Source organism: Psychrobacter sp. M17(2026) (assembly GCF_055699815.1).
Map to the genome: position 1 here is coordinate 2,332,950 of NZ_CM146741.1, position 13,736 is coordinate 2,346,685.

11 protein-coding genes are annotated in these 13,736 nt (G+C 41.9%); 5 read left to right on the forward strand and 6 right to left on the reverse strand.

Features of this window, described 5'->3' with window-relative positions; genetic code table 11:
- Nucleotides 1-189: 189 nt before the first annotated feature.
- The 3 genes from ACR63T_RS09890 to ACR63T_RS09900 form a co-directional block, all read right to left on the reverse strand.
- Nucleotides 190-591, reverse strand: coding sequence for an ExbD/TolR family protein (locus ACR63T_RS09890; RefSeq protein ID WP_472783873.1), 402 nt, complete (start codon nucleotides 589-591; stop codon nucleotides 190-192).
- Nucleotides 592-689: 98 nt separating this feature from the next.
- A complete protein-coding gene (locus ACR63T_RS09895) occupies nucleotides 690-1,364 on the reverse strand; it encodes a MotA/TolQ/ExbB proton channel family protein (protein ID WP_472783874.1) in 675 nt (224 codons plus the stop codon).
- A gap of 88 nt (nucleotides 1,365-1,452) precedes the next feature.
- Nucleotides 1,453-2,355: an energy transducer TonB family protein gene (locus ACR63T_RS09900; RefSeq protein ID WP_472783875.1), complete on the reverse strand. Its 903-nt coding sequence runs from the start codon at nucleotides 2,353-2,355 to the stop codon at nucleotides 1,453-1,455.
- Between the two features lie 524 nt (nucleotides 2,356-2,879).
- Here ACR63T_RS09900 and ACR63T_RS09905 point away from each other — a divergent pair.
- From ACR63T_RS09905 to ACR63T_RS09920, 4 genes are all read left to right on the forward strand, one after another.
- On the forward strand, nucleotides 2,880-3,914 hold the full coding sequence (locus tag ACR63T_RS09905) for a siderophore ABC transporter substrate-binding protein (RefSeq protein WP_472783876.1): 1,035 nt from the start codon (nucleotides 2,880-2,882) through the stop codon (nucleotides 3,912-3,914).
- Between the two features lie 145 nt (nucleotides 3,915-4,059).
- Nucleotides 4,060-5,151: an ABC transporter permease gene (locus ACR63T_RS09910; protein WP_472783877.1), complete on the forward strand. Its 1,092-nt coding sequence runs from the start codon at nucleotides 4,060-4,062 to the stop codon at nucleotides 5,149-5,151.
- A 62-nt stretch (nucleotides 5,152-5,213) separates the two neighbouring features.
- Nucleotides 5,214-6,272 (forward strand): iron chelate uptake ABC transporter family permease subunit, encoded by a 1,059-nt coding sequence (locus ACR63T_RS09915; RefSeq protein WP_472783878.1) that lies wholly within the window; start codon nucleotides 5,214-5,216, stop codon nucleotides 6,270-6,272.
- Between the two features lie 58 nt (nucleotides 6,273-6,330).
- Nucleotides 6,331-7,101, forward strand: a complete 771-nt coding sequence (locus tag ACR63T_RS09920; protein WP_472783879.1) for an iron ABC transporter ATP-binding protein — start codon at nucleotides 6,331-6,333, stop codon at nucleotides 7,099-7,101.
- 7 nt (nucleotides 7,102-7,108) lie between these two features.
- Here the strand turns inward: ACR63T_RS09920 and ACR63T_RS09925 are convergent, their stop codons facing one another.
- From ACR63T_RS09925 to ACR63T_RS09935, 3 genes are all read right to left on the reverse strand, one after another.
- A complete protein-coding gene (locus ACR63T_RS09925) occupies nucleotides 7,109-7,864 on the reverse strand; it encodes a siderophore-interacting protein (protein ID WP_305898667.1) in 756 nt (251 codons plus the stop codon).
- Nucleotides 7,865-8,073: 209 nt separating this feature from the next.
- Nucleotides 8,074-9,372: a PepSY-associated TM helix domain-containing protein gene (locus ACR63T_RS09930; protein WP_472783880.1), complete on the reverse strand. Its 1,299-nt coding sequence runs from the start codon at nucleotides 9,370-9,372 to the stop codon at nucleotides 8,074-8,076.
- 88 nt (nucleotides 9,373-9,460) lie between these two features.
- Nucleotides 9,461-11,536: a TonB-dependent receptor domain-containing protein gene (locus ACR63T_RS09935; protein ID WP_472783881.1), complete on the reverse strand. Its 2,076-nt coding sequence runs from the start codon at nucleotides 11,534-11,536 to the stop codon at nucleotides 9,461-9,463.
- Between the two features lie 785 nt (nucleotides 11,537-12,321).
- Between ACR63T_RS09935 and ACR63T_RS09940 the strand changes: the two genes are divergently transcribed.
- Nucleotides 12,322-13,728 (forward strand): uracil-xanthine permease family protein, encoded by a 1,407-nt coding sequence (locus ACR63T_RS09940; RefSeq protein ID WP_201569821.1) that lies wholly within the window; start codon nucleotides 12,322-12,324, stop codon nucleotides 13,726-13,728.
- The last annotated feature ends 8 nt before the right edge of the window (nucleotides 13,729-13,736 follow it).

A 13,736-nucleotide genomic window follows, 5' to 3' on the forward strand; every position in this document is an offset into this window, starting at 1 on the left:
GAAGTAAGCTATCAATAAAAGAAAACCTTGCAAAAGTAATTTTGCAAGGTTGGAGAAAAAAGCTATTATTTTATTTATTTTTCTTATTATCTTAGTTATTTTTTTAGTGGTTGGGCTACTGGTTTATATCGGTGGTTTGCTTTTATAAGTAAATCTCTAGACGTTCATGAATTAATTATCAAACAACCTTTATTCATTCACAAACGCAATCTTAGTCAATCCTGCGGTACTCGCCGCTGCTAGTACTTGCGCGACACTATCGTATTTACTGTCTTTATCCGCGCGTAGCTGCACGGCTGGATTTTTTCCCGTACTGGCCTCTTGTTGCAAGCGCGTCTGAAGCTCATCCATACTAATAGCCTCACTATCCCAGAATATCCCAGCGTCCTTATCGATGCTGATTTGAATAGCCTCTGGTGGCTGCTCATTCACTGCGGCACTAGTCTTAGGCAAGTCTAATGGTACGGTTGGGTTCAATACCGTTGCCGTCAATAAAAAGATAATCATCAACACCAACATAACGTCGATAAGCGGGATGAGATTCATCTCATTTAACCCTTGAGCGTCATTATCCCCTAGCTGAAATGCCATAATTTTCTCACTACTTTATTAATATACTTGGCTCATATCGTTGATCAATGAGTTTGCTATCGTGCTCATAAAACTAAAAATCGCAAAACCACCATTCTTTAGAGCTGTGAGCTTGAAACCTTGCGATATTGATTGTCAGCTTTACTCGTTTGTGCATGCATAGGCTTTGCGAGCGCATTAGTACGTGCATTTCCTATGTGTGCAGATTCTGTAGCCGTTAGATTAGCGGAATTAGCTAGTAAGTCATGCGCTTTATCATTGGCAAAGTACATAATACGGCGATTAACGCGTACCGCGAGGTTATAAAATACTACGGCTGGAATAGCGACCGCTATACCAAGCCCTGTCATAATAAGGGCTTCACCAATCGGTCCTGCAACTTGTCCAAGTCCTGCTTGACCCGTCATACCGATATTATTTAGCGCATGAAAAATACCCCATACCGTACCGAACAGGCCAATAAAAGGCGCAATCGCAGCGGTTGTCCCTAAGATTGGCAATCCGCGCTCGCTGATATACCGATAACGACTGATGTGCTTAAGCAGTACTTGCTCAGTCACCAAGCGACGCGTGTCTGCATCCGACTCAACAAGTTCAGCACGCTTAGCTGCAATCTGCTGAGTCAAATCAGCAGCTACAATAGTTGCCAGCTTACGACTTTGAATCACCCGCACAATACCGGTCACCCAAGAGATAAGCGATAATCCTAGCAATAAGAAAAATAAACTCTTAGTGACTAAATCGCTAATTTGCCAGTAGTTCATAAAGTCCATTTGGGACTCCTTAATTTTTTGTTTTATATCTTGATAAGGTTAATTTCGTTTAAAGTTAATGGCTAGAATATAGTTATTATTCTCTAAATCACTGTATAGGCATTTTGTAATCTATAGGCATAGTTACTTTGCCTACGACTGCAGCTCCACTAACACCTGTAAATGGTTTTAATTTACCAGATCGAACTTGACGACTAGCCTCTCTATCCAACTTAATGTTTCCTGATGATTTATTTATGACTACATTTTTAATATCACCTTTAGTAGTAACTTCAAATCCTACTATAACTCTTAAAGTTTGACCTGAGTTACTACCGTTTTTTGCACTATCTGGAATATCAAGATTAGGTTTTTTTAACCAGCTAGCATTGCTAGCATTTACAGTAACATTTACCGGCTTATCATCTGCAGCTTCTTTAGCCTTAGCATCAGCTCTATCTTGCTTAGCTTTAGCATCAGCATCTGCTTTATCCTGCTTTACTTTGGCGTCAGCATCTGCTTTATCCTGCTTAGCTTTAGCATCAGCATCCGCTTTATCTTGCTTAGCCTTAGCATCCGCTATTTCTTGAGCTTTCTTAGCATCCGCTATTTCAGCAGCTGTAGGTTCATCAACTATAAAATCTTGCTTATCATCATTAATAGTCATCAACGTTTTTGCTTTATCTTTTTCTATTATTTTTGGCTCATCTTTTTTTACTACTGGTTCTACCGTCTTTTGCACAATGGGTGCTATGGGTTTTACTGTTTTTTTAGCTATAGACTTAGACTTATCTATTGGCTTAGACTTTTTAACGACCTTTGGTTTAGCAGCAGCAACAGGCTTAGCTTTGGGTTGAGTCTTAACTTTTTTGACTGGCTCTTCTTTTATCTCTTTAATGACAACTTCTTCGATCTCGATAGGTGGGGGCGGTAGTAGCTGTATTTCGATAGGTGGCGTGATTTCGATAGGTGGCTTAACAGGCACAGGTGTCTTTACCATCGCTAATGCCATAGCCGTTAGCACATGCAGAATTATTACTACTCCGATGACTGTCGATATCAGCTTAGCTGGTGACTTATTAAAGTTCGTCGTGCCCATAACATCCTAACAATTTGACAACTAAAAAGTAGCCTAATGATAATATAAACGATAACCATTATCAATAAATATAATGAGCTTATTGCATCAACAATAAAATTATCGTCATCCAACTTAGGCTATCCATACCTTTAACAGTAGTAATCTCAATATAAATTTAGCTGAATATTCATCACACTGTCACAATTGTTAACACAATGTTAATAACAATCATTATCATCTCTATTGATAAAAATTCTTATTTGCCTTATCATTAACGCTTGTCTATTTAGCTAAACTTTTATCATAAATAATCTTTAAATTTTATCATCCTATACCTATGAGCTATTTGCATTGTTATAGCGTCTTTCATCAAAGCGCTTAGCAAGCTCTTTTTCTTTTCTGACTAACGATAGCTTTTATTTATTATCAATAAACGATGTTATACCGAGTTTCTTATGTCTATCAATACCAATTCTAATCCTTTAATTAAACGCTCACTATTGACCGCTATGACTACATCGCTGCTATTAAGCATCGGCTTAGTGGGGTGCTCTTCAAATGATGCTAATGAAACTGATGATACTAAAGTCGAAAACAAAACGGCAGATGCCGCCTCTAACGTAGCTGATAACGATGCAGTCTCGGTGACTACCATCGATGTCGATACGGTAAAAGGCGCGGTCAGCTTACCGATTAATCCCTCACCGATAGTCGTCTATGATATGACGCTTTTACAAGATCTAGCAGCACTCGACGTCGCTGTTACTGGCATGCCCAGTGGTCTAAAATTAAACAACTTATACTCTACAAAACAGCCCGATCCAAAAGAAGTCGGTACCGTGTTTGAGCCTGATCTTGAGGCCTTAAACGCCATGCAGCCGCAAGCTATCTTAGTCGGCTCACGTATGGCTGAAAAATATAATGAGCTATCAAGCATTGCGCCTACGCTAGATATGACAGTAGATACGGCTAATATATATGAGTCAAGCAAGCGTCGTCTGGCAGATTTGGGAGCCTTATTTGGCAAGAGTGATGAAGCGCTCAAACTGCAACAAAACATCGACGGTCTAATTGAAGAGACCAAGGCTGTCACTAAAGATAGCGGTACAGGTCTAGTGGTCATGGTCAATGGCAATAAGATGTCTACTTACGGGACTGATTCACGTTTTGGCTTTATCCACAGCGTGCTTGGCGTGCCAGCAGCAGACCTTGAAATTGGTGATTCACGCCATGGTCAGCCTATATCTTTTGAATATATCCAAAAAATTAATCCAGATTGGCTGTTTGTCATCGACCGTAGCGCGGCTATTGGTGAGGATGGCGTCGGTGCCAAAGCGGTATTAGACAATCCACTGGTCGCACAAACTAGTGCGTGGAGCAAGGATCAAGTGGTTTACCTCAGTCCAGACTCCTACCTTGCCTTTGGTGGATATAACCAGTGGATGCAAGATTTGACGACTATTAAAGCAGCTTTTAGTAGCGCTAACTAGGGCATAACTCTTGACTGTCCAACTGTATGGTATGAGAAAATTCTATTTAAAGAATTTTCCTTGCAAAGCTAAAATTACAGTGCAATTTTTTAACGCTTTTCAGGGCTAAAATCCAGTCTATAACAGCTTTTAAGCCAGTAACCCTATGTCTTTATTCTCCAAGCGCTTTAATAATGATAGCCCAGTTGGATCAAACATAGCATCATCTTGGCGCTCAGGTTATGGTAACAGCAGCCATGCTAAAAAAAAGCAAGCAGCATTGTCACCATGGCTGATCAATAGCGCAAGCTTTATAGTGATGACGCTATTAGTGTTGTTAAGCTTGTCTATCGGTGTGGCAGACTTTTCTTGGTCAGGAATGCTACAAAGTCTATTCAGTCAAAGCGCTAATGCCGACAGCTCGCTGATGCTCGTTAGCCGCTTGCCCCGTACGATAGCAATTATCTTAACGGGCATTGCGATGGCGGTTGCAGGTTTGATTATTCAAGTGGTACTCAAAAACCGCTTCGTCGAGCCGTCGATGGTTGGTGCCACGCAAAGCGCCGCGCTTGGCTTATTAGTCGTCAGTCTATTCTTTCCTGCCAGCGCATTAATTGTAAAAATGAGTGTAGCAACCATCACAGCGGTATTTGGCATGATGCTATTTATGCTGCTGATTCACCGTATTCCGCCGACTGACTTTTTGATGATTCCGCTAATTGGTATCGTATTTGGTGGGATTATTGATGCTATTACGACCTTTATTGCCTATCAAACTGAAACCTTGCAGATGCTCAGTGTTTGGCAATTTGGCGACTTCTCTAGCGTGTTGGCAGGACGTTATGAGCTGTTATGGTTGACAGGCGGATTGTGTGTCATTGCTTATATTATTGCCGATAAACTGACTATTATAGGTTTAGGAGATAATATCGCTTTGAACTTAGGTATCAGTAAGCGTCAAGTGACTTGGATTGGCGTCGGTATGGTCGCCATGATGAGTGCCGTTGTAGTAGTCACGGTTGGGGTAATACCCTTTATTGGTTTGGTCGTGCCGAATATCGTCAGCCGTATTATGGGTGATAAGCTCAGGCGCAGCTTACCTGCCGTTGCCTTGCTAGGTGCTTCTGCGGTATTGATTTGCGATATTATCGGGCGCTCTATTCGTTATCCATTTGAGGTACCAGTAGCGACCGTATTTGGCGTGGTCGGTACGGTCATATTTTTATGGCTGTTATTACGTGCGCCTGCTGAGACCTAAGCGATCTGTATTGTTTAGATGAGCGTTATCCTACTTGCCATTCTCTTTTATAAGACTAGCGTATGCCTTTGCCGTCTACTGTTGAAAGCTCACATATCGAAAGCTCGAACACCAATACTAGTCATAATGATCATTCATGGCTTGGCAAGCTCTCACGCTTACGATTAACGCTAGCATCCCACCCCTGCTTGATTGCTACGGTTGTTTTGCTTATCTCAGCAATACTGTTTTTAACGATTAATGTGCATGGTTATTGGGATTTTGCCCTGCCTTTGCGTGGTAAAAAGCTAATGGCATTAATGGTTGTCGGCTATGCCATTGGTGTCTCTACACTACTCTTTCAAACCTTAACCCATAATCCTATTTTGACGCCGTCCTTACTGGGCTTTGACTCGCTTTATGTGCTACTGCAAAGCTTATTGGTTTTCTTTTTAGGGGCGGTTAGCTTTACTAGCATCGATCCTGTTCTGAAGTTCGGGCTTGAGATTGTATTGATGTTTGGTGCGTCGTTGCTGCTATTTAAAGTGCTGTTTTCCAAAAGCAGTCAGGATTTAACACGGCTGATATTAGTAGGGGTTATTTTTGGGGTGTTATTTCGCAGCTTATCGGCATTAATTGCACGGCTGATTAATCCTGATGATTTCGTCGTTGTACAATCAGCGAGCTACGCCCAATTTAATACGGTGAATCCGCAGCTGCTCGGTATTAGTCTAGCGATTTGTGCTATTAGCGCTGTATTCGTCTGGCGCTGGCGCTATCAATGCGATGTATTGATGCTGGGTAAAGCGCAGGCCGTTAATTTAGGTATTCATTATCAACGCTTAGCACTTGGGCTATTGACCGTTATTGCTGTTTTGGTAGCGACGGCGACAGCATTAGTCGGTCCAGTGACTTTTTTTGGTCTACTAGTTTGCGCCTTGACCAATCGACTTGCCAGTAATATGTATCACAGTCAACGGCTCATATTAGTCAGTCTAATCGCCATGATTTGTTTAGTACTCGGCCAAACGCTTTTTGAGCAAGCGCTCGGTATGGCGGGCGTATTATCAGTGGTCATTGAGCTGGCAGGCGGCTTAGTATTTTTAGCCTTGATATTTATGAGCCAACGTCGCTTAAGATAATAATCATATTAATTTATTAAAATTTAGCTCACAGAGAATCGAAATAAAGTAAAAAATCATGATAAAAATAACAGGCGTATCGCATCATATTGGCAAACAGCAAATTCTACATGATATTGGCTTATCGTTGCCACCCTCGCAAGTTATCGCCTTGATAGGGCCTAATGGCGCGGGGAAATCGACTTTGTTCTCAGTCATGGCGCGCCTGCAACCACTGCAAAGCGGACAAGTAAGCTTTACTGTAGGTAATGAAGAGCAGGATATCATTCAGTGCGATGCACGGACGCTATCTAAAACAGTCGCAATGCTTAGTCAAGACAACCAAGTACAAGGGCGGCTGCGGGTGCATGAGCTACTGATGTTTGGGCGCTATCCGTACCATCAAGGACAACCTACTGCAGAAGATCAGCAAAAAGTCGATGAGATTATCGAGCGCTTTGAGCTACGACCTTTAGCCGATCGTTTTTTATCTGCCTTATCGGGTGGGCAACGGCAACGGGTGCTTATTGCGATGATTGTCTGCCAAGATACGCCCTATTTACTGCTAGATGAGCCGTTAAATAACCTTGACATGTATCATTCGGGGCGCTTGATGCGTGAATTACGGGAGTTGAGTCATAGTCAACAAAAAACTGTCGTCATTGTCTTGCACGATATCAATCAAGCCGCACAATTTGCCGATACTGTGGTCACTATGAAAGATGGTCAAGTACAAGCTATTGGTCATCCTGTTGAGGTCATCACCCGACAGACTATGAAGGATCTCTATAACGTCGATGTGACCGTACTTAATCATCAAGGTCGTCCAGTGATTGTAGATGCGGTTTAATGTAGAGCTATAAGCTCTCTTCTGCATCCTGACGCTTGATGACTTTATGTTCATCTTCGCTATTATCCAATTTCCAGTAGCTTGAGATATATAAATGAGTTTTACTGACGTCTTTTTGCTTAAAGTATTGGCGTAGTGCGCGCATACCATTAAATTCGCACGCTGCCCACACTGCAGGTGTACCGTCTAACCAGCTAAGCGCTTTAACACGCTCAAGTAGTGGATAATGACAGTCACTTGCCTGCGCATTAACGACCCATTCAATCTCGATATTCTTTGGTTTTTTCAGAGACTGGATATCGTCTGCGCTTAATACCTCTATGACTGCATAACCAACGGCATCGGCTGGCAGCTGTGCCAAATTGACCGTGATGGCTGGTAGTGCGGTCATATCACCTGCTAACAAAAACCAATCTGCTTCGGAATTAATGTATTTTTTGGGACCTGGACCACCGATCATAATACTGTCACCAATTTTAGTCGTTTTTGCCCACTCGGATGCTGGCCCTTCAGCGCCTTGATGATTAAGACCGTGTAATACAAAATCGACATCTATCTCATGATCACGCTGCTGGATAATAGTATAAGTGCGCATGATAGGTTTTTGGCCTGTATCTTGCGTGAATATAAGTTTGATGTAGGCGCTTTCTTGCTCTGCTGGAAAATCTTTTATGCCTTCTCCTCCCAGCGTAATGCGGCGCATATTGGGCGTAATGTCAGTGATATTTTCAACTTCTAATATTCTTGGGCTAGGTTTAGTCATTTTTAGATCCTTATATTGATATAAGCATATTTGTTTGTTGTATCGTCGATATCAAATAAAATACAGACACTGTGTTAATAAAGGAGATAAGTACAAAGTTTCTTGCATGCTGCGCTACGCCGACATGAAGCTACAAAAATTTATCCTAGTCTTACTGTACTTTGGTATGCTGACCTAGCTATAAAGAATCCAATTAAAACATAGGCTCTTTAGTGCCTTTCAACTGGTTTACCTTTACTTAGATTTTGTATGGCATTTTGGCGTCCTCTCCACCACAGATAAACACCAGTAACTGACAATATTGCCACTGCCAAACCAACCATTACTAAGAACACCTGATATAGCAGATGACCCGCCCCTTGACCAATGTGCCCCATATGTAATGTCGATAGCCACTGATCGGTTTTGCTACCAAATGATGAATTCTGATAACCGAAATTCACTTTTTCAACTTTACCAGTGGCGGCATCAACGGTTATGGAAGACGCACCGCCCTTTTTACCAATATCTTTGTCAGTTTTAAAACGCATTTGCCACTGGCCGTCATTCTCAACCCAGCGAATGCCTAACAACTGCTGTACCTTTACACTCTTCTGTTGAGCAACGATATTAGCCTGCGCAGTTAAGTATTCGATACTGTTCGCTTTATCAACCACTGCGGCTGTATTTTTCTGGTTAAGCGTCTCTTTATTCGGCTCAGATGTGGATGCTTTTGGCCGACCTTCTCTTGTTTCAAGTCCTACAACTACTCGCATCGTAGGCTGATAAACCTCTTTTAAATTAAAGCCGACACTCGACCACGCGATGATGAACAGTATGACCCAAAGCCATAACCCAAAAGCATGATGTAGGTCATAATTGAGCTTAAAGGTATTGGTCTTAGTACGGATTTTCCACGCGGGTCGCCAGCGCTTAAGCCATGAGCTGCGTTTTTTATTAGGTTTTTTTTGCTTGGCTTGAGTGTTTTTGACTTTTCTTGGCAAAGTTAAATAAAAGCCAATAAAACAATTGATCGTCCATACCAATGAAACGATACCTAAAATTAGCTTACCGATATCACCGAGTAATAGATCACGGTGTAGCCAAAATACCTTGTACATGGTATTGCGCCATGCCCACTGTTCTCTGTCACGAGTGCCGATGATAGCGCCTGTGTAGGGATCGACATAGACCTCATGAAATGGCGCTGTTACTTGAGCACTCACCTGTTTGCCATACGCTCTATCAACTGCAAATACCGCTGAGCGTGCAGGCTCAATTGAGGTTGGCATAGAGGAGAACTTATAATCAGGATAAGCGCTAATGACACGGTCGTGAAGCATCGCTATGGGTAATTGAGGTGTATCTACAGCTTTAATATAAGCCAATTTATGATTAAATCGCTCATCGAGATCATCATAAAACGCTAATAACGACCCTGTGATACCCGCGATTATTAAGAAGCCTGCTATTACAAGTCCAGTATAACGATGTATCAAAAGGCAGGCTTTACGAGGACTAAATGTCATGGATGACTCTATTTATAGTAATTTTTACGAAAAAATACCAGCCCTTCTTATTAGAAAAGCTAGTATGAAATTTCAGGATGGCGTTTGCTTAAAATTGATAGCTCAGAGATGCCTTAATATTACGACCAGCCTCAAAGTCAGTAGAGGCATCCGCTGTCGTATTAAGACGAGAGGAATGGCTAGCATAAGTTTCATCAAACAGGTTATACACCCCAAGCGTTGCGGTGACATTATCAAGCTGACGCGGTGCATAGTTCATATACACATCATGCACATCATAGTTTGGCTTGGTATCTCCCTGATTATCGGTAATGGATGCGACATAAGTACTGCGCCATCCTAAACCTACGATATCGCTTGGCTTATAATTTAAGTTCACCATATAGCGATCACCTGAGTCGGCACTACCGCCACTCACTGAGGGAATACTATCACCGGTTTGGTCGCCCTCGCTACGCGCGCGTGAATAGCTCAGTCCCATGCCAAAGTTAGCAGTACTATAGTCAGCTGCCAGCTCAACGCCCTTGATCTCATAATCTTCATCGCTATTGATCATACCTTGACAGTCTTGCAAGTTACCAGACGCGCCGCGCTCACCAGTCGTACAGTTAAGACCATAGCGACCAGCACGATCGCCGGTTCTGACAAATTGCTGATAGTTTTCGATATCAGTTATGAAGTATTTGGCACTCAATTGTAGTGCGTCATCAGCTACTGTCAACCCGCGTAGCGTTGTTGCAATACCGACCTCAGCATTAGAGCCTTCTTCTGGCTTTAGATCATCATTGACATAAATACCAGCACCATTACTATTGAAGACGGCCTGCCCTAAGTCAGGACCATTGAATAGTTGCGTATAGCTGGCAAATACTTGCGTACTAGGGGCAATCTCGTAACTGGCCGCTAGTGCGCCAACGACATTGTCATACGTCTGACCGCCCGAGATAAATTCTGGTGATTTATAACGATCATAGCGTACGCCAGGAGTTAAGGTGAGTTTGCCTATATTCCATTGATCCTCGACGTATACAGAAGTATTAGTTGCTTCATCACCCCCTCTTTTCTGAAAATCTCTAGATAGATCGGATTCTTTTTTATAGTGCTCAACACCTGTGATGAGCTTATGAGTGCCTTTAATACCTTCAATAACGCTACTGTCAATCAAGCTAGTATTCTGAATTTTACCGCCTGTCGTTTTTACCGTTGCATCAAACTCATAGCGCCCTACATTATCAGAGTCACGTAATATTTGCGTCTCTGTCTGGTAGAGGTTGGTGTCGATATCAATCAGTTGACTTGCAGGATTATAGCTGTGATCAAGCGAATAAGTATCACGGCTTACCTTTTGCGGTATAGGATCATCGGTTAAGCTTGGAAAGTCAGGACGAAACGGAAAGACACCTTCTTTGTCTGTACGGCTAAAGCTTGCGCCTACGTGGTGATCATTGCCAATGTAAGCGCCCGCTTTTAATAAAATATTCTCGCCTTCACTATCTTCAAAAAGCTCACGGCCGCTACCATCTTCGCCAGAATTGGCATCTCGCTTACTATAATAAGCCAATAGATCGATGTTATCAGTCGGCGCGCCATAGATAGTGACTGCGGTTAGTAGCTCATCGTTATTGCTGGCATAACCTGCTTTTAATTTAGCCCCTACTTTTTGGCCTGGCTTAAGTAAGTCTGCCGCATCTACTGTTTCAAAAGCCACAGCGCCGCCCAAAGCATCGTTGCCAAGCGTGACGGAATTATTACCTACTGAGACTTCTGCTTGTTTTAGCAAATCTGGGTCAATCGTCACATCGCCCATGTGATAAAACAAAGCGCCCTCTTGACGTGCGCCATCGATCGTCACTTTTAGATTGGTATCATCAAGGCCGCGTACTCGTACTCGTTGATTGATTGTTGAGGTGCCCCCTACTGTGACACCGGGTATGACATCCAAAAAATCACTCAAGTGATCGGCTTGTGCCGCTGGTGTATAGTCATCTATGTACACAGAGTCCTCTTGCACTTTATCACGTACCGAAGTATTGGCTGTTACTGTGATGGTCTGCAGAGTAGTGTTAGGCATAGTATTGGCTTCATTGGCACTGGCCGCTTGTGAGACGAGCGCTGCCGCTATAGCCATGGATAATACGCTTAAACGATTAACTTTTACATTCATAATTAACTCACTGATAGTATTTATTGACAATCACAATAGGTATCAACATTAATATTATTTAAATATAGCTCCCTATCAGTAATACTTATCGACAATAGGACTCTTAAATATTAACAATAATGTTAATGATAATTATTACTATTTACATAAAGAACGTCATGATAACTAACTAAGTATAATTAAGCAACACTGCTAAAGAATATTTTGGTCTTTTTATCTAGGTCATATCTATAATCTGAACGTATAGGACTAAATGAGCTAAAAAGGCTAAATGTTGGCAGGGATGTGTCAAATAGCTCATCAATATCTCGATATTAATAGCGCTATTATCCTAGCTCTGCTGCAATTTCGCTCTATAAATAGCAGCATTTTTATCACTATTTTCAAATTGAGGACACGCCCTAGGGTCTGTCATTTCATTCAAAACTCTCGTTTTTATTTAACTTTTGACTTTTTATCACTATTTTTCAGAAGAAAAACTTTGTATGACCAGATTTTTATAAACCTCTCATTACTATTACTATAAGCAACGTTTTATATCTTTACTTTTGTAAAATAACTGCATTTTGAGAAAAAAAACATTGCAATCACTTACCTTTTCGCTATACCCTAGAGATAACTGACCAAATGGTCAGCTTTTATATACGTATTGATCAATAAAATTAGCCAGTGACAGTTGGTTTATTTTATTAATTAGCACAAGGACAAGTGTGATTCTTTACTGGCTCTACATTCAGATAGCCAGCAAAGATAGGACTGCAAAGTTACTTTAAAAGGAAGCAATTATGAGTGAAGTCAAAGGTAATCCTGATCTGCTGTATGGTCTACATGACCGTCCAGCGCCAATGAAAGCTTTCTTAGGTGCTGTTCAGCACGTTTTAGCTGCTTTTGTTGGCGTTATCACACCCTCATTAATCATCGGTGGTGCTTTAGGTTTAGGGGAACATATTCCCTACCTTATTAGTATGGCGCTGATGGTATCTGGTGTTGCTACTTTTATCCAAACCCGTACAATTGGTCCTATAGGTTCAGGGCTTATGGCACTGCAAGGAACCAGTTTTGGTTTCTTAGCTGCGGTATTAGCCGCAGGTTTTGTCGTAAAAAACCGCGGCGGTAGTCCAGAGGAGATTCTCTCAGTTATCTTTGGCGTCACCTTTTTAGCCGCTTTTGTCGAGATATTCTTGAGTCAGTTCATCACTAGGCTTAAATCCTTGATGAGTCCTATCGTTACCGGTTGCGTTATCGTCACTATCGGGCTGTCGTTAACTAAGGTTGGTCTAACCGATCTAGCAGGCGGGGTTGGTGCCGAAGATTTTGGTAGCATACCGAATTTGTTGCTAGGCGGTGGGGTATTAATTAGCGTCGTGCTTATTAGTATTGTCCCTAATAAAGTGATTCGTTCTAGCGCTATTTTTATTGGTCTAATATTAGGCTTAGTTGTCGCCGCATTTATGGGTCGCATTGACTTTTCATTGGTATCACAAGCGCCATTGTTAACAGTACCTGTGCCATTTAAATTTGGTTTTGCTTTTGATTGGCAAGCTTTTATTCCTATTGCCTTTATGTATATCATTACCAGTATTGAGACCGCAGGTGATCTAACGGCAACATCCATGATCTCAGGCGAGCCTATCAAAGGCCCACTCTATGAGAAACGCATTAAAGGTGGGGTGTTAGCCGATGGTGTAAACTCTGCCATTGCGGGTATATTTAACAGCTTCCCTGTTACTACTTTTAGTCAGAATAACGGTGTCATTCAGATGACGGGTATTGCCAGTCGTTATGTTGGCTTCTACGTTGGTGGTATCTTGTTCTTTATGGGTCTGTTCCCCATTCTTGGTGCTATCTTCACTCAGCTACCAAAGCCTGTCGTTGGTGGAGTTACGCTACTCATGTTTGCAACCGTAGCTACTGCTGGTATTCGTATTTTATCAACGGTTAACTTTACTCATCGTAATATTCTGATCATTGCCACCTCTTTGGGTCTTGGTTTGGGCGTCGCTTTTGTGCCTGACGTGTTCGCACAAATGCCACAGATGTTCCGTAATATCTTTGGTTCAGCAATTACGATGTCAGGTGTCATCGCTATTGTTCTTGATACGATTTTGCCGAAGAATTATGGTGTTGAGTATGATACTGAAGAGCAGCATTTAGAAGATGGTCTTAAACCACCTAGACAAAAGGTATCTTAATTTAGAAC

Bases quoted from the DNA above. Each gene is read 5' to 3' on its own strand.
- ACR63T_RS09905 (WP_472783876.1), top strand. From the start codon at position 2,880: ATGTCTATCAATACCAATTCTAATCCTTTAATTAAACGCTCACTATTG.
- ACR63T_RS09910 (WP_472783877.1), top strand. From the start codon at position 4,060: ATGTCTTTATTCTCCAAGCGCTTTAATAATGATAGCCCAGTTGGATCA.
- ACR63T_RS09895 (WP_472783874.1), bottom strand. From the start codon at position 1,364: ATGGACTTTATGAACTACTGGCAAATTAGCGATTTAGTCACTAAGAGT.
- ACR63T_RS09920 (WP_472783879.1), top strand. From the start codon at position 6,331: ATGATAAAAATAACAGGCGTATCGCATCATATTGGCAAACAGCAAATT.
- ACR63T_RS09890 (WP_472783873.1), bottom strand. From the start codon at position 591: ATGGCATTTCAGCTAGGGGATAATGACGCTCAAGGGTTAAATGAGATG.
- ACR63T_RS09930 (WP_472783880.1), bottom strand. From the start codon at position 9,372: ATGACATTTAGTCCTCGTAAAGCCTGCCTTTTGATACATCGTTATACT.
- ACR63T_RS09915 (WP_472783878.1), top strand. From the start codon at position 5,214: ATGCCTTTGCCGTCTACTGTTGAAAGCTCACATATCGAAAGCTCGAAC.
- ACR63T_RS09900 (WP_472783875.1), bottom strand. From the start codon at position 2,355: ATGGCATTAGCGATGGTAAAGACACCTGTGCCTGTTAAGCCACCTATC.
- ACR63T_RS09925 (WP_305898667.1), bottom strand. From the start codon at position 7,864: ATGACTAAACCTAGCCCAAGAATATTAGAAGTTGAAAATATCACTGAC.
- ACR63T_RS09935 (WP_472783881.1), bottom strand. From the start codon at position 11,536: ATGAATGTAAAAGTTAATCGTTTAAGCGTATTATCCATGGCTATAGCG.
- ACR63T_RS09940 (WP_201569821.1), top strand. From the start codon at position 12,322: ATGAGTGAAGTCAAAGGTAATCCTGATCTGCTGTATGGTCTACATGAC.